Source organism: Geodermatophilus sp. SYSU D00779, from assembly GCF_054050595.1.
On record NZ_JBJGZQ010000022.1, the window covers coordinates 22,271 to 37,335 of the forward strand.

A 15,065-nucleotide genomic window follows, 5' to 3' on the forward strand; every position below is an offset into this window, starting at 1 on the left:
GCCTCTCTCAGGGGGCGGTGTCGTCGGGCACCGGGGTCTGCGGGAAGTTCGGCCGCGAGGTGCCGGCGTCGGGTCCGGCCGCGTCGGCGTCGGGGAGCGTCCCGGCGGGGAAGTGCTTGCCGACGAGCCGGCGGATCGCGTCGAGCATGCGGATGCCGGACTCGCGGGCCTGGTCGTCCCAGCCGAAGACGCAGGTGGTCAGGACGCCGTCGAAGCCGATCCCCGCCAGCGCCGCGAACGTCGCGTCGGCGTCCACGTCGCCGCGCCCGAGCTCCATGTGCTGGTGGACGCGGGTGGTGTTGCCCGGCGGGTTGGTGATGTAGCGGAGCCCGTCGGAGGCCCGGTGGTCCATCGAGTCGGCCACGTGCACGTGGGTGAGCAGCTCGCCGGCGTCCGCGATGATCCCGGCCGCGTCGTCGCCCTGGTGGAACGTGTGCGGCATGCAGTACAGGAAGGACACGCACGGGGAGTCGATGCCGCGGATCATGTCGAGCGCCGGCAGGCCGAGCTCGATGAAGTCGTCCGGGTGCGGTTCGAGCGCGAGCTTGACGCCCTCCCGCTCGAACACCGGCAGCAGTTCCTCCATCGACCGCCAGAACATCGCCTCGGCGAGCTCCGGTGCCTCGGGGCGGCCGTTGAACTCGGAGTTCATCGTGTCCACGCCGAGCTCGACGCAGATCTCGATCGCCCGCTTCCAGTACCGGACGGCGGCCTGGCGCTCCACCTCGCCCGGGCCCGACCAGCGCATGACCGGCAGCAGCGAGGTGACGCCCACGCCGGCGTCGGCCAGCCGGGACCTGAACGCCCGGACGGTGGCGGTGTCCACCCGCGGGTGCTTGAAGAACGGGATGAAGTCCTCGCGGGGCGAGAGCTCGATCCACTCGTAACCCATGCCGGCGACGACGTCGGGCAGCTCCAGCAGCGGGACGGTGCGCAGCATCTGCGGGTCGAGGGCGATCCTCATGACCGCGTACCCCCGCGCTCCTCCAGCCGGACCTCGGTGCGCCGGCCGGAGCGCAGCGCCTCCACGCCGGCGGCGCACACCGCCTGGGCGGCGTACCCGTCCCAGGCGCCCGGGCCGTCGACCTCGCCGCGGCGGGCGGCGTCCACCCAGCGCTGCAGCTCGATGTCGTAGGCCCGGCCGAAGCGCTGCCGGAAGTCCGGGGCGATGCCGGTCGACCGGGTCGCCCCCGCCTGCCCGCCGGACGTGCGCACCAGCCCGGCGTCCAGGCCGATCATCGCGCTGCCGTCCTCGCCGACCACCTCGGTGCGCACCTCGTAGCCCACGCCGGTGCTGACGAAGCACTCGACGTCGACCATCCGGCCGCCGGTGGTCTCGAACAGCACCAGCAGCGGGTCGGACTGGCCGGCCACGGCGTGCCGGGTCGCCCGCGGCCGCAGCACGGTCACCGCGGTGATCTCCTCGTCGAGGAGGAACCGGGCGACGTCGACCTCGTGCACCACCGAGTCGTTGACCATCATCTCGCTGGTGAAGTGCGGCGGGACGGCGGCGTTGCGGTGGGCGCAGTGCACGACCAGCGGCTCGCCGAGACCGCCGGCGTCGATCAGCGCCTTGAGCTCCGCGTACTCGGGGTCGAAGCGGCGCATGAAGCCGACCTGGACCAGCCGGCGGCCGGTGCGGGCGGTGTACTCGTCCTCGGCCCGCACGACGGCGAGCGAGCTGGCCGCCTCCATGGTCAGCGGCTTCTCGCACAGCACCGGCTTGCCCCGCTCGATGCAGGCGAGCACCTGCTCCTCGTGGAACTGGCCGGGAGTGGCGATCAGGACGGCGTCGACGTCGTCGTCGGCGATGGCGGCCAGCGGGTCGCCGATCACCCGGCAGCCGGGCACGGTGGCGGCCACGTGCTCGGCCTTCTCCGTGTAGGCGTCGCTGACCGCGACGACCTGCCCGCCGGAGATGCGGCTGTGAAGGCGGGCGACGTGGTCGGCGCCCATCATCCCGACGCCCAGGACGGCGACCCGCAGGTCGCGGGCGGGGACGTCGGCGAGGTCCGGGAGCGCCCCGGCGCGGGTCTCGGCGGTGGTCACGCCCGGTCCTCCTCAGGGGTGGCGGTCTTGGGGGCACCGATCTGCAGCGACGGGAAACCGCAGCTGCCGATGTAGCGGTGGGTGCGCTGGGCGATGGGGAAGGGCACGTCCGGCGGGCACGGGTACAGGTCGTGCTCGACGATCGCGAAGACGTCGAGCCCGTGCGCCTCGATCGCCTCGAACAGCGGCGGGTAGGCCGGGACGCCGTTCGGCGGCTCGGTCATCGCGCCCATCGGCACCGCGGCCGCCCAGGTGATGTCCTCGGCCAGGACGCGGTCGATGACGGCCGGGTCGACCTGCTTGAGGTGCAGGTAGCCGATCCGCTCGGGGTACTTGTCGATCAGCTCGAGGTTGTCGCCGCGGTAGTAGCTGACGTGCCCGGTGTCCAGGCACAGCGGCACGTACTGCGGGTCGGTGTCGGCCAGGAACCGCTCGATGTCGCGCTGCCAGCCCACGTGCGTCTCCGCGTGCGGGTGGAAGGCGATCGACAGGCCGTACTCCTCCTGCACCGCCCGGCCCAGCCGGGTCACCCCCGTCGTCTTGGCCTCCCACTGCTCGGGGGTGAGGTCGCGGGACTCGACGTCGGCGCCGGTCTTCTGGTCGCGGAAGGTGTCGGGGATGACCACCACGTGGGTGCCGCCCATGGCCTGGGTCAGCGCGGCGACGTCCTTGACCTGGCTCCACACCGCGTCCCAGGAGTCGGGGCGGTGCAGGTGCTCGAACACGGTGCCGGCGGACACCTGCAGGCCCCGGGCGGCCAGCTCGTCGGACAGCCGTGCTGCGTCGGTGGGCAGGTAGCCGTAGGGGCCGAGCTCGATCCACTCGTAGCCGCAGGCGCTGACCTCGTCGAGGAACCGCTGCCACGGCACCTGGGCCGGGTCGTCGGGGAACCAGACGCCCCAGGAGTCGGGTGCCGACCCGACCCTGATCCGGCTGGGCTGCCGGCTGGTCTGGTCGGCAGCCGCGGCGTTCTGCACGGTCATCTCTTCTCTCTTCCGGAGGGGGGCGGGCGGATCAGGACGGGGAGGTGCCGCGCTCGGACGGCGCGAGGTAGGCGGGCCGCTGGACGGCCTTCCAGCGGTCGTAGACCGCGCGGGCGTCCTGGGTGCTCTGCAGCGTGGACACCTCGCCGACCGGCACGTCCCACCAGGACTCGCTGGAGGGGGCGTCGACCAGCGGGTCGGTCTCGACGTGCACGACCGTCGTCCGGTCGCTGGCCTTGGCCTTGCGCAGCGCGGCCTCGAAGCTCGGCCCGTCCTGGGCGACGAGTACGTCGACGCCGAGGCTGGCGGCGTTGGCGGCGAGGTCGACCGGCAGCACGTCGCCGTCGAGCCGGCCGGACGCCGAGCGGTAGCGGTAGCGGGTGCCGAAGCGCTGGGACCCCAGCTGCTCGGACAGCGCGCCGATCGAGGCGAAGCCGTGGTTCTGCACCAGGACGACGACGATCTTGACGCCCTCCTGGACGGCGGTGACCAGCTCGGTCGGCATCATCAGGTAGGAGCCGTCGCCGATCATCACGAAGACGTCGCGGTCGGGGCTGGCCATCCGGATGCCGATGCCGCCGGGGATCTCGTAGCCCATGCAGGAGTAGCCGTACTCGACGTGGTAGCCCTTGCGGTCGCGGACCCGCCACATCTTGTGCAGGTCGCCGGGCATCGACCCGGCGGCGCAGACGACGACGTCCCGCGGGGCGGAGACCTCGTTGACGATGCCGATGACCTCGTTCTGCGTGAGCCGGCCGCCCTCGCCGGCGCTGGGCACCTCGGGGTGGTAGGCGGCCTCGACGGTGGCCTCCCACGCCGCGGCGAGCTCCGCGGTGCGGCTGCGGTACGCGTCGTCGACCGACCAGCCGGCCAGCGCCTCGGTCAGCGCGGTCAGCGTCTCCCGGGCGTCGGCCTGGATGCCGACGCCGGCGTGCTTGACGGCGTCCAGCGAGCCGATGTTGACGTTGACGAACCGCACCCCGGGGTCGTTGAAGGCGGTGTGCGAGGCGGTGGTGAAGTCCTGGTAGCGGGTGCCGATCCCGATGACGACGTCGGCCTCGCGGGCCAGGGCGTTGGCCGCCGTCGTCCCGGTGGAGCCGATGGCGCCCACCGACTGCGGGTGGTCGTAGGGCAGGGCGCCCTTGCCGGCCTGGGTCTGCCCGACCGGGATGCCGGTGGCGCTGACGAACGCGTCCAGCGCCGAGGAAGCCTGCGAGTAGATGACCCCGCCGCCGGCGACGACCAGCGGGCGGCGCGCGGAGCGGATCACCTCGACGGCCCGCTCCAGGGCGGCCCGCTCGGGCAGCGGCCGCCCCACGTGCCAGGTGCGCTCGGCGAACAGCTCGACCGGCCAGTCGAAGGCCTCGGCCTGCACGTCCTGCGGGAAGCAGAGGGTGACCGCGCCGGTCTCGGCCGGGTCGGTGAGCACCCGCATCGCGCCGAGCAGCGCGCCGGGCAGCTGCTCGGGCCGCCAGATGCGGTCGAAGTAGCGCGACACCGGCCGGAAGGCGTCGTTGACGGTCACGTCGCCGCTGTCGGGCCGTTCCAGCTCCTGCAGCAGCGGGCCGGCCGAGCGGGTCGCGAAGGTGTCGGCCGGCAGCAGCAGCACCGGCAGCCGGTTGATGGTCGCCAGCGCGGCGCCGGTGAGCATGTTGGTCGAGCCGGGGCCGACGCTCGTGGAGACCGCCCAGGTCTGCAGCCGGTCCCTGGCCCGGGCGTAGGCGACGGCGGTGTGCACGACGGCCTGCTCGTTGCGGCCCAGCACGTAGGGGAGGGCACCGGGCTCGTCGATCTCGGCCTGCAGCAGCGCCTGGCCCAGCCCGGCGACGTTGCCGTGCCCGAAGATGCCGAAGCAGCCGGCGAACAGCCGCTGCCGCTGCCCGTCGCGCTCGGTGTACTGCTGCGCCAGGAAGCGGACGACGGCCTGGGAGACGGTCAGCCGCACGGTCTCGGTGCGTGCCGGGGGCGGGTACTCGCTCACGGTCGGGGGGCTCCGTTCTCGTCGGTGCCGGTGGGGGCGTGCAGGGGGAGGCGGGGGTCGACCGGCTCGTCGGCCCAGGTGCCGCGGATCCAGGTGTGCGCGGGGTCGTCGACGATCCGCCAGGCGCGCTCGTCCCCGGGGCCGGCCATGACGTTGAGGTAGTAGAGGTCGTGACCCGGGGCGGCGATCGACGGGCCGTGCCAGCCGTGGGGGATGAGCACCACGTCACCGTCGCGCACCTCGGCCAGCACGTCGATCGGGCGGTCGGGGGTGCCGTAGACCCGCTGGTAGGCCAGGCCCGGCTGGCCCTCCGGCCCGGGGGCGACCTCGAAGTAGTAGATCTCCTCGAGCTCGCTCTCCACCTCGCTCGTCTCGTCGTGCTTGTGCGGGGGGTAGGACGACCAGTTGCCGCCCGGGGTGATCACCTCGCAGGCGATGATCGAGTCGGCCTCGAAGACACCGGCCGTGGCGAAGTTGTTGACCTGCCGGCTGCACCGGCCGGCGCCGCGCAGCTCGACCGGCACGTCGGCGGCCGGGCCGTAGCGCACCGGCAGCCGCCGGCGGGCGCGGGCGCCGCACAGGGCGAACCGCCCCCCACCGCGGCTGGACAGGGTCGCCGAGGCCCCGAGCGGGAGGTAGGCGAAGTCGGTCGGCCCGGCGAAGACGCCGCTGCGCCCGGCGAGGGTGAGCACCTCGTCGTCGCAGGTCACGGTCAGGCCGCCCTCCAGCGGGACGACGAGGACCTCGTCGGGGCCGGTGTCCAGGTCGTGGCTGCCGCCGGCGGGCAGCTCGAGCACCCGGAGGCTCGAGTGCCCCCACCCGGCGGACTCCGGGGTCACCTCGAGGGCGTACGGGCCCGCAGCGGCGGTACCGGCGGGCAGGTGCTGCGACGCAGTGGTCGCGGTCATCAGCTGCTCCTGGTGAGAGGCGCGGGTGGCCCTCCTGCAGGGGCCCGCCGCGAGCCTGCGAGCGGTGGGGGCAGGAGGGCCCTTCTTCAGTGGACGAGGGACACCGCGGTGTCCACGGCGGAGGCGACGTCGTCGTCCGGCGGGTAGAGGAGGGTGCGGCCGACGACCAGGCCGCGCACCGCCGGCAGGGCGAGGGCGGCGCGCCACTGCGCGTAGGTCTCCTCGGGCCGGCGGGAGGGGTCCCCGCCGAGCAGCAGCGTGGGCAGGGTCGTGGCGTCCATGACCCGCTCCATCTCCGCGACGACCGGCAGCTTGAGCCAGGTGTAGGCCGAGGTGGCGCCCAGGCCCTGCGCGATGTGCACCGACTTGATGACCGCGTCCGGGCTCAGGTCGTTGGTGACCCGGCCGTCCACCCGCCGGGACAGGAACGGCTCGAGCATCGCGACGACGCCGGCGCGGGCCAGGTCGGTGACCGCGCGTCCGGCGGTCTCGAGCATCCGCACCGTGCCGGGGTCGTCGAGGTCGATCCGGTTGAGCATCTTGGCGGCGTCGAAGCGGGCCTCGACCACGCCGGCGACGTCGTAGCCGGTCATCCGGTCGTCGAGCTCGAAGCTGGCGCCGGCCAGGCCGCCGCGGTTCATCGAGGCCACGACGACCTTGTCCTCGAGCGCGCCGAGCAGCAGCAGGTCCTCGGCGATGTCGGCGGTGGCCAGCAGGCCGTCCACGCCCGGGCGGGCCAGTGCGGTGCGCAGCCGGTCGAGCATCTCGGTGCGGCTGTTCATCGCCGAGGGCCGGCCCTGGGCCGACAGTGCCCCGCGGGCCGGGTGGTCGGCGGCGACCAGCATGAGCCGGCCGTCCTCGGGCAGGAAGGCCGGCCGCCGGCGGCGGGCGGCCAGCGCCCGGCGGATGGCCTGCGGGTCCCGGCTGCGCAGCTCGGTGACCTCGGCGTAGGTGGTGCACACCGGGCGGGGACCGCGGGTGTCGGGGGCGGGGGCCTCGGTGGGGGACAGTGCGGTGTCAGACACGGGTGCCCTCCAGGGACGCGGTGACGTGCTGCTCGATCTCGGCGGCGGTGGGCATCGCGGTGGAGCACTCCAGCCGGGAGGCGACGATCGCCCCGGCGGCGTTGGCGTTGCGCAGCAGCTGCTCCAGCGGCAGCCCGGCGAGCAGGCCGTGCGCGAGCGAGCCGCCGAACGCGTCGCCCGCGCCGAGGCCGTTGACCACCTCGACCGGGGTGGGCGGGACGACGACCCGCTCCGTGCGCGTCCTGCCGAGGACGCCGCGCGGGCCCTGCTTGACGATGGCGAGCTCCACCCCGGCGTCGAGCAGCGCGTCGGCGGCGCGGTCGGGGTCGGTCTCGCCGACGGCGACCTCGCACTCCTCGCGGTTGCCGACGGCGACGGTCACGTGGGGGAGGGCCGCCCGTACCTCGGCGGTGGCCTCCTCCGGCGAGGCCCAGAACATCGGCCGGTAGTCGAGGTCGAGCACGGTGTGCCGGCGGCGACCCCGGGCCTCCCACGCCGCGTGGTGGGCCGACCGGCTGGGCTCCTCGGACAGCCCGGTGACCGTCGTCCAGAACAGCCCGGCGTCGCGGATGGCCCCGAGGTCGAGGTCCTCCGGGCGGATCTGCAGGTCCGGCGCGACGGGCCGGCGGTAGAAGTACAGCGGGAAGTCGTCCGGCGGGAAGATCTCGCAGAAGGTGACCGGCGTGGGGTGCGCGGGGTCGACCACCACGAACCGGTCGTCGACGCCGAGGTCGCGCAGCGCCCGGCGGACGAAACGGCCGAACGGGTCGTCGCCCACCCCGGTCACGAGGGCGCTGGAGTGGCCGAGCCGGGCCGCGGCGACCGCGACGTTCGCCGCGCTGCCCCCGAGGAACTTCCCGAACGTCTCGACGTCCTCCAGCCCGACGCCGACCTGCAGCGGGTAGACATCCACCCCGCTGCGGCCCATCACCACCATCTCCAGGGTGTCTGCCACGGTGCTCCGTCCCCCTGCTCGTCGTCCGCCTGCCCCTGGGACTGTGCTCCGCGACACAGCAACGTGTCAAGACTTTGTAAGGACATAAAGCCAACAGGACGTCCGGTTGTCGGTCGCCCCCCGATGAGGTGAGGACAACAGGACGTGCAGAGGTGCGATCATCGGTCCGCGGAGCTGCCGAGTCGCCGGCCGAGCCCCGTGGCGCCGCACCGGAGGAGGGCCCCGTGCTGATGGTCGACCTGGACCGATCCAGTCCCACGCCGCTGTACTTCCAGCTGGCCCAGGCCATCGAGGGCGCCATCGCGGGGGGCGACCTGCCGGCCGGCTCCCGCCTGGAGAACGAGGTCCTGCTGGCCCAGCGCTACGGGTTGTCGCGGCCCACCGTGCGACGGGCGGTGCAGGAGCTGGTCGACAAGGGGCTCGTGGTCCGCAAGCGCGGGGTGGGCACCCAGGTGATCCAGCCGCACGTGCGCCGCTCCGTGGAGCTGACCAGCCTCTACGACGACCTCTCCCGGTCCGGGGAGGCGCCGACCACGGAGGTGCTGTCCCTGGAGCGGATCGCGGCCCCGGCCGACGTGGCCGAGGAGCTCGACGTGGCCGAGGGCGACGAGATCGTCGTCGTGCGGCGGCTGCGCCGTTCGCGCGGGGAGCCGCTGGCGCTGCTCGCCAACCACCTGCCGGGCCGGTTCGAGCCGACCGTCGAGGAGCTGACCGAGCGCGGGCTCTACCAGTACCTGCGGGCCCAGGGCGTGCACCTGCGGGTGGCCCACCAGCGCATCGGCGCGCGGCTGGCCCGGGCCGAGGAGGCCCGGCTGCTCGAGGAGCCGCCGCGGTCGGCGCTGCTGACCATGCAGCGCACCGCCTTCGACGACCAGGGCGTGGCCGTCGAGTACGGCCGGCACGTCTACCGCGCCTCGCGCTACGACTTCGAGACCACGCTCGTCGGCCGCTGACGCGACCCTGCCCGTGCAGCGGCGTTTCGGCACGACCTGTGCCGCGATGGCGCCGGGGGGAGCCGTGGTGACGGCCACATCTGCCGACTCGTGGTGGGGACACTCACAGCGGAGCGGCGAGAATTGCCAAGGCATCCGGCCGACCATGGGAGAGGAGACACCCACCGATCCCACGGAGACCGTCATGCAGGGCACCGCCTTCGCCATCGCCGCCACCACGCCGGACCTCGGGTTCCTGGCCTCGCTGCGCCGCCGCCGGGACGAGCGGCGCGCTCGCCGCGCCCTGGAGCGCGAGCTCGCCGACTACGCCACCGTCAGCGACCGGGACGACCTCGCCGCCCTGATCGCCGGCCGCGGGGACGCCGACAGCGCCACCGCCGACGTCCTCGTCCGCCAGGCCCGGCGCGACCTCTTCCGCGCCTCCTGAAGCCCGGCCCCCTCCCGGAGGGGGCCCTCCCTCAGCTGAAGGGGTTCTCGCCGGCCTCGATGCGGGCGGCGAACTCACGCAGCGCCGCCGGGTCCGGGGTTCCGCCCGCCTCCCGGATGGCGGCGTCCAGCGCGGCGAGGACCTCGTCCGCCGCCCGGCCGGCCATCGCGTCGCCGATGCCGGCCAGCGTGGGCGCCACCCGCTCGCTGAGCAGCTCCCTGCGCCGGGGCACGGGTGGCTGCAGGTGGTGGAGCAGCTCCTCCTGGAGGCCGCGTCTCGCCCGCCGCGTCACGTCCGGTCTCCTCCGCACACAGGGGGAGCCCGCCCGGTGGGGCCCGGGGCGGGCCGCCGTCAGTGCACACCGGTCCGACCGGCGCAGGCAACCCCGCGCCGGCTCGTCCGGACCCCCGCCACGCCGCCGGGTCGGCCGGTGACGAACGCCCGTCCGTGCGCCGGCGCCCGTCGTCCACCGACCGGTCCGGCCCCGGGACGACGAGCCAGGACCGCCCACCGGCGTGACACCATCGACCGTTATCCCCAACTCACCGGCTGACCTCGCCGGATCCGGAGGAGCCGCACCGGCGCAGGGGGAGGGTCAGCTCGCCGCGAGTCGGGCGCACTCCGGGCAGGGCGACGCCGAGCCCAGACCGCGCCGCCCCGCCCAGCTGCCCTGGACGACGGCGACCGGGGCCCCGCAGACGGCCACCCACGGCGGTGGCCCGTCGGCGGCCGCCCGCGGGACGGCGTGGGCGAGCTCGCTCTCCTGGTCCCGGCCGGCCGCGTGCTGGGGGCTCGTCATGCGTCCAGCATGGGCGCCGGCCCCGCAACGCGGTCGACGGGGGCCGGGCGCCCGCGCCAGGCTGCTGTCCGTGCAGCACCGCATCCCCGTGGCGCCGGGCGTCGAGCTGTGGGCCGAGGAGCGCGGCGACCCGGCCGCTCCGCCGCTGCTGCTCGTGATGGGCGCCAACGCCAGCGGCCTGGTCTGGCCCGAGGCGCTGGTCGACCGCCTGGCGCGGCAGCACCGGGTGGTCCGGTACGACCACCGCGACACCGGCCGCTCCACCCGCGCGTACGCGGTCGCGCCGTACGCGGTCCGGGACCTCGCCACCGACGCCGTCCGCCTGCTCGACGGGCTCGGCATCGACCGGGCGCACGTCGTCGGCATGTCGATGGGCGGCACGCTCGTGCAGCTGCTGCTGCTGGACCACCCCGACCGGCTGCGCAGCGCCACCGTCCTCGCCACGTCCGCGCTCGGCAGCGGACTGGCCGACGTGGCGGGGGACAGCGACCTGCCCGGCCCCGCTCCGCACGTCCTCGGGTACTGGGCCTCGATGGGGGAGGAGCGCGACCCCGAGGCCGAGCTCGCCTGGCGGGTGGAGCACTGGCGGCTGCTCAACGGGGACGGCGTCCCCTTCGACCCCGCCGAGTTCCGCGCGCTCGAGGAGCGCGTGGTCGCGCACAGCGGCAGCGCCCGCAGCCCCGTCGCGCACGCCCTCGCCGACCCGGCCGGGCTCGACCGCGGGGCCGAGCTGGCCGCCGTCCGGGTGCCCACCCTGGTCGTCGAGGCGCCCGAGGACCCGGTCAACCCGCCGCCGCATGCCGCCCACCTGGCCGCGGTCATCGGCTCGGCGCGCCTGGTGACGATCCCCGGGATGGGCCACGCGCTGCCCGCCGCGGTGGTGGAGCCGCTGGCCGGTGCGATCGCCGCCCACACTGCCGCCGTCGACGCGCAGGACGGGCCGCGACTCCCTTGATCGGCCCCGTCCCCGGGAGCAGGCTGTGAGCCACACCACACAGGAACGGGACAGCCGCCAGGAGGTCGTCGTGGAAGCACGCGTCGGGGACCGGATCGTCGTCCACTCCACCCACCAGGGAGAGCCCGAGCGCACCGGCAGGGTGCTCGAGGTCCGCGGGGAGGGGGGAGGGCCGCCCTACGTCGTCCGGTGGGACCCCGACGGGCACACCGGCGTCTTCTACCCGGCGGGCACCTGCGCCGTCGTCCCCGAGCCGGCGAACGGCTGAGCGGCGTGGCCAAGGAGACCGTCGCCGCACCCGGCCCGCGGCCGGCCGACAAGGTCCGGAACGTGGCCCTGGTGGGCCACGCGGCCGCGGGCAAGACAACTCTCGCCGAGGCGCTGCTGGTCGCCAGCGGCGCGCTGACCCGTGCCGGCCGGGTCGAGGACGGCACCGCCTGCCTCGACAGCGAGGAGGTGGAGGTCCGCCAGCAGCGCTCGGTGTCGCTCGGCGTGGCCACCGTCGAGCACGACGGGCACCGCATCACCCTGCTGGACACCCCCGGCTCCCCGGACTTCGTCGGGGAGCTGCGGGCCGGGCTGCGCGCGGCCGACGCCGCGCTGTTCGTCGTCTCCGCGGTGAACGGCGTCGACGCGGGCACCGTGCAGCTGTGGGAGGAGTGCGCGGCGGTCGGCATGCCGCGCGCGGTGGTCGTCACCCAGCTGGACCGCGCCCGCGCCGACGTCGAGGAGACCGTCCGGCTGTGCCAGACGATGCTCGGCGCGGGGGTCTACCCGGTCCACCTCGTCGACCGCGGTCCGGACGGCAGCGTCTCCGGGCTGGTCAACCTGCTGCAACCCGGTGCCGAGGCCCCGGACGCCGACCGTCTGCGCAGCGAGCTGATCGAGGGCATCATCGGCGAGAGCGAGGACGAGGCGCTGATGGAGCGCTACCTCGCCGGCGACGAGCTGGTCCAGGGCGACCTGATGAACGACCTGGAGACCGCGGTCGCGCGCGGCCACTTCCACCCCGTGCTCTGCGCGGCCCCGCTGCAGGGCATCGGCATGGACTCGCTGCTCTACCTGCTGGTCAACGGCTTCCCGTGCCCGATGGAGCACGGCTGCCCGCCGGTGACCCGCCCCGACGGCTCGCCGGCGCCCCCGCTGTCCTGCGACCCCGACGGCCCGCTGGTCGCCGAGGTGGTCAAGACGACGACCGACCCCTACCTCGGCCGGGTCTCCCTGGTCCGCGTCTTCTCCGGCACCCTGCGCCCGGACACCGCGGTGCACGTCTCCGGGCACGGCATGGCCGACCGCGGGCACCCCGACCACGACGTGGACGAGCGGATCGGCGCGGTGAGCTCGCCGCTGGGCGCGACCCTCCGCCCGGTCGCCGCCTGCCCGGCCGGCGACATCTGCGCCGTCGCCCGGCTCACCGCGGCCGAGACCGGGGACACCCTCTCCTCGCCCGAGGACCCGCGCCTGGTCCCCGCGTGGGACCTGCCCACGCCCCAGCTGCCGGTCGCCGTCGAGGCGGCGTCCCGGGCCGACGAGGACCGGCTGGCCACCGCCCTGGCCCGGCTGGTCGCCGAGGACCCGACGGTCCGCCTCGAGCGCCGTCCCGACACCGGGCAGCTGCTGCTGTGGTGCGTCGGGGAGGCGCACGCGGAGGTGCTGCTGGAACGGCTGCGCACCCGGCACGGCGTCGCGGTGAACACCGTCCCGGTGCGGGTGCCGATGGTGGAGACCCTGGCCGGGTCGGCGCGGGTCACCGGCCGGCTGGTCAAGCAGTCCGGCGGGCACGGCCAGTACGCCATCGTGGTCGTCGAGGCGGAGCCGGGCGAGCCGGGCACCGGCATCGTGTTCGAGCAGCGCATCGTCGGCGGCACGGTGCCCAGCCAGTACCACGGCAGCGTGGAGAAGGGCGTCCGCGCGCAGGCGGAGAAGGGCGTCAACGGCGACCGGCCGATCGTCGACGCCCGCTTCACCCTCGTCGACGGCAAGGCGCACTCCGTGGACTCCTCGGACGCGGCGTTCCAGGCCGCCGGCGCGCTCGCCGTCCGCGAGGCCGCGGCCGCCGCGGGCACCCGGGTGCTCGAGCCCTGGTGCGAGGTGGAGGTCGTGGTGCCCGGGGAGTACGTCGGTGCGGTGATGAGCGACCTGTCCGGACGGCGGGCGCGGGTCACCGGCAGCGACGCCGACCCCGAGCGCGACCGGACGACGGTGCGCGCCGAGATCCCCGAGGTCGAGCTGCTCGGCTACGCGGGGGCGCTGCGCTCGGTCTCCCACGGCACCGGCAGCTTCGCCCGGCGTCCGCTGGGGTACGAGCCGGCGCCCGCGTCGCTCACCGCCGTGCCCGCCTAGCGGCCCCCGTCCGGAGGCTCGCCGCGAGCCTGCGAGCGGGGCAGGGGACGGGGGTCCTTCGACTAGCCTCGGGGGCCGGTGTCCAGCGGGTGCGGAGGTGTCGTGACGTCGTCGAACGGGCCGTCGGCCGCCGCCTCGGCCCGGACGGGGGCGAGCGTGCCGGCCCTGCCCGACCGCAACGTGCTGCCCGACCGGGTGTGGACGGTGCCCAACGCGCTGTCGGTGCTGCGGCTGCTCGGCGTCCCGCTGTTCCTCTGGCTGCTGCTGGGGCCGCACGCCGACGGCTGGGCCGTGGTCGTGCTCATGGTCGCCGGCGCCACCGACTGGCTCGACGGCAAGCTGGCCCGCTCCCTCGGGCAGTCCAGCCGGCTGGGCGCGCTGCTCGACCCGGCCGCCGACCGGCTCTACATCGTCGCCACGCTGGTCGCCTTCGTGCTGCGCGACGTCGTCCCGCTGTGGGTGGTCGCCGTCCTGGTCGGCCGCGAGCTGGTGCTGGGGCTGGCGCTGCTGCTGCTGCGCGCCCACGGCTACCCGCCGCTGCAGGTGCACTACCTGGGCAAGGCGGCCACCTTCATCCTGCTCTACGCCTTCCCGCTGCTGCTGCTCGCCGACGGCGAGGGCCCGGTCGCGGCCGTGCTCCAGCCGGTCGCCTGGGCGCTGACCGTGTGGGGCGGGGCGCTGTACGTGCTGGCCGGCGTCTTCTACGTCGTCCAGGTCGCCGGGCTGGTCCGCGCCGAGCGGGCGGCCCCGTGACGACGGTGCAGCGCGGCGGCGGGCCGCGCTCGCTGGGCGCCTCGCTGCTCGACCAGGTGCTGGCCGAGACCCTGGACCCCGCCTACGCCCGGGCCGCGCGGGCCCGCGAGGCCCACGCCGCGGGGGAGGAGGTCCCGCCGTCCCGGCGGCGCCGCGGGCAGCTCGCCGTCGCCCTCGTGCTGGCCCTCGCCGGGCTGCTGGCCGCGGTCACCTTCGAGCAGGCCGCCGCCGGCGCGCAGGGCCGCGAGGAGGTGCGCTCGGCGCTGGTCTCCGAGATCGAGGGGGAGTCCGAGACCACCGACCGGCTCGCCGCCGACCTCGAGTCGCTGCGCGTCGACGTCGCCGCCGCCCGGGACGACGCGCTGGCCGCCACCGCCGTCGGGCAGCGGGTCCGCGACCGGGTCCAGGACGCCGAGCTGGCCGCCGGGGCGCTGCCGGTCAGCGGCCCCGGCCTGCGGGTCACCCTCGCCGACGCCGGGCCCGACGCCGACGAGGACCCGGTCGGCGGGACGACGGAGGCCGACCCCCGCGGCCAGGTGCGCGACGGCGACCTGCAACTGGTGGTCAACGCGCTGTGGGCGTCCGGCGCCGAGGCGGTCGGCATCAACGGCCAGCGGCTGGGCCCGACGACGGCGATCCGCTTCGCCGGCGAGGCGGTCCTGGTCGACTTCCGGCCGGTCACCAACCCCTACCTGGTCAGCGCCGTCGGCGACCCCGCGACCCTGCGCAGCCGCTTCCTGGCCAGCCCCGAGGTCAACGCCCTGGCCGTCATCTCCGAGACCTACGGTCTGCGCTTCGAGTTCGCCCAGGAGGACGAGCTGTCCCTTCCCGCCGGGAGCCCGCCCGAGCTCCGTTCCGCCGTCCCGGTGTCCGAGGTGCCGCCCGCCGTGCCCACCGACGACGCGGCGCCCGAGCCCACGCCGGGGGGCTGACC

16 protein-coding genes are annotated in these 15,065 nt (G+C 75.3%); 7 read left to right on the top strand and 9 right to left on the bottom strand.

Features of this window, described 5'->3' with window-relative positions; all coding sequences use genetic code 11:
• Positions 1–7: 7 nt before the first annotated feature.
• The 7 genes from ACI79G_RS17345 to iolC all read right to left on the bottom strand — a co-directional run bounded on the left by ACI79G_RS17345 (position 8) and on the right by iolC (position 7,901).
• Entirely contained in the window at positions 8–964 is a 957-nt protein-coding gene (locus ACI79G_RS17345) for a sugar phosphate isomerase/epimerase family protein (protein WP_456882362.1), read from the bottom strand.
• Complete coding sequence (locus ACI79G_RS17350) at positions 961–2,049, bottom strand: Gfo/Idh/MocA family protein (RefSeq protein ID WP_456882363.1); 1,089 nt, start codon at positions 2,047–2,049, stop codon at positions 961–963. The genes ACI79G_RS17345 and ACI79G_RS17350 overlap by 4 nt, the downstream gene beginning before the upstream one ends.
• Positions 2,046–3,032 (bottom strand): sugar phosphate isomerase/epimerase family protein, encoded by a 987-nt coding sequence (locus tag ACI79G_RS17355; RefSeq protein ID WP_456882364.1) that lies wholly within the window; start codon positions 3,030–3,032, stop codon positions 2,046–2,048. The genes ACI79G_RS17350 and ACI79G_RS17355 overlap by 4 nt, the downstream gene beginning before the upstream one ends.
• A gap of 31 nt (positions 3,033–3,063) precedes the next feature.
• On the bottom strand, positions 3,064–5,013 hold the full coding sequence (gene iolD, locus ACI79G_RS17360) for a 3D-(3,5/4)-trihydroxycyclohexane-1,2-dione acylhydrolase (decyclizing) (RefSeq protein ID WP_456882365.1): 1,950 nt from the start codon (positions 5,011–5,013) through the stop codon (positions 3,064–3,066).
• A complete protein-coding gene (gene iolB / locus ACI79G_RS17365) occupies positions 5,010–5,921 on the bottom strand; it encodes a 5-deoxy-glucuronate isomerase (RefSeq protein WP_456882366.1) in 912 nt (303 codons plus the stop codon). The genes iolD and iolB overlap by 4 nt, the downstream gene beginning before the upstream one ends.
• A gap of 86 nt (positions 5,922–6,007) precedes the next feature.
• On the bottom strand, positions 6,008–6,946 hold the full coding sequence (locus ACI79G_RS17370; protein ID WP_456882367.1) for a class I fructose-bisphosphate aldolase: 939 nt from the start codon (positions 6,944–6,946) through the stop codon (positions 6,008–6,010).
• Positions 6,939–7,901 carry a 5-dehydro-2-deoxygluconokinase gene (gene iolC, locus ACI79G_RS17375; RefSeq protein ID WP_456882368.1) on the bottom strand — a complete coding sequence of 321 codons (963 nt, stop codon included), beginning with the start codon at positions 7,899–7,901 and terminating at the stop codon, positions 6,939–6,941. Before iolC ends, ACI79G_RS17370 begins: the two co-directional genes overlap by 8 nt.
• Before the next feature lie 230 nt (positions 7,902–8,131).
• Between iolC and ACI79G_RS17380 the strand changes: the two genes are divergently transcribed.
• Positions 8,132–8,854 carry a GntR family transcriptional regulator gene (locus tag ACI79G_RS17380; protein WP_456882428.1) on the top strand — a complete coding sequence of 241 codons (723 nt, stop codon included), beginning with the start codon at positions 8,132–8,134 and terminating at the stop codon, positions 8,852–8,854.
• Positions 8,855–9,038: 184 nt separating this feature from the next.
• On the top strand, positions 9,039–9,281 hold the full coding sequence (locus ACI79G_RS17385) for a hypothetical protein (RefSeq protein ID WP_456882369.1): 243 nt from the start codon (positions 9,039–9,041) through the stop codon (positions 9,279–9,281).
• A 31-nt stretch (positions 9,282–9,312) separates the two neighbouring features.
• Here the strand turns inward: ACI79G_RS17385 and ACI79G_RS17390 are convergent, their stop codons facing one another.
• Both ACI79G_RS17390 and ACI79G_RS17395 read right to left on the bottom strand, forming a co-directional pair.
• Positions 9,313–9,573 carry a hypothetical protein gene (locus ACI79G_RS17390; protein ID WP_456882370.1) on the bottom strand — a complete coding sequence of 87 codons (261 nt, stop codon included), beginning with the start codon at positions 9,571–9,573 and terminating at the stop codon, positions 9,313–9,315.
• A 303-nt stretch (positions 9,574–9,876) separates the two neighbouring features.
• A complete protein-coding gene (locus tag ACI79G_RS17395) occupies positions 9,877–10,080 on the bottom strand; it encodes a hypothetical protein (RefSeq protein WP_456882371.1) in 204 nt (67 codons plus the stop codon).
• Positions 10,081–10,150: 70 nt separating this feature from the next.
• On the opposite strand from ACI79G_RS17395, the gene ACI79G_RS17400 reads away from it, so the two are divergent.
• The 5 genes from ACI79G_RS17400 (at position 10,151) to ACI79G_RS17420 (ending at position 15,063) form a co-directional block, all read left to right on the top strand.
• The gene (locus tag ACI79G_RS17400; RefSeq protein WP_456882372.1) at positions 10,151–11,035 is read left to right on the top strand and encodes an alpha/beta fold hydrolase; all 885 of its coding nucleotides are present in this window, start codon (positions 10,151–10,153) and stop codon (positions 11,033–11,035) included.
• A 70-nt stretch (positions 11,036–11,105) separates the two neighbouring features.
• Complete coding sequence (locus tag ACI79G_RS17405) at positions 11,106–11,303, top strand: DUF1918 domain-containing protein (RefSeq protein WP_091214221.1); 198 nt, start codon at positions 11,106–11,108, stop codon at positions 11,301–11,303.
• Positions 11,304–11,308: 5 nt separating this feature from the next.
• On the top strand, positions 11,309–13,378 hold the full coding sequence (locus ACI79G_RS17410; protein WP_456882373.1) for an elongation factor G-like protein EF-G2: 2,070 nt from the start codon (positions 11,309–11,311) through the stop codon (positions 13,376–13,378).
• Between the two features lie 102 nt (positions 13,379–13,480).
• Positions 13,481–14,131 carry a CDP-alcohol phosphatidyltransferase family protein gene (locus ACI79G_RS17415; RefSeq protein WP_456882374.1) on the top strand — a complete coding sequence of 217 codons (651 nt, stop codon included), beginning with the start codon at positions 13,481–13,483 and terminating at the stop codon, positions 14,129–14,131.
• Positions 14,128–15,063 (top strand): DUF881 domain-containing protein, encoded by a 936-nt coding sequence (locus ACI79G_RS17420; RefSeq protein ID WP_456882375.1) that lies wholly within the window; start codon positions 14,128–14,130, stop codon positions 15,061–15,063. Before ACI79G_RS17415 ends, ACI79G_RS17420 begins: the two co-directional genes overlap by 4 nt.
• Positions 15,064–15,065: the final 2 nt, after the last annotated feature.

Bases quoted from the DNA above. Each gene is read 5' to 3' on its own strand.
- ACI79G_RS17345 (WP_456882362.1), bottom strand. From the start codon at position 964: ATGAGGATCGCCCTCGACCCGCAGATGCTGCGCACCGTCCCGCTGCTG.
- ACI79G_RS17355 (WP_456882364.1), bottom strand. From the start codon at position 3,032: ATGACCGTGCAGAACGCCGCGGCTGCCGACCAGACCAGCCGGCAGCCC.
- iolB (WP_456882366.1), bottom strand. From the start codon at position 5,921: ATGACCGCGACCACTGCGTCGCAGCACCTGCCCGCCGGTACCGCCGCT.
- ACI79G_RS17380 (WP_456882428.1), top strand. From the start codon at position 8,132: ATGGTCGACCTGGACCGATCCAGTCCCACGCCGCTGTACTTCCAGCTG.
- ACI79G_RS17385 (WP_456882369.1), top strand. From the start codon at position 9,039: ATGCAGGGCACCGCCTTCGCCATCGCCGCCACCACGCCGGACCTCGGG.
- ACI79G_RS17395 (WP_456882371.1), bottom strand. From the start codon at position 10,080: ATGACGAGCCCCCAGCACGCGGCCGGCCGGGACCAGGAGAGCGAGCTC.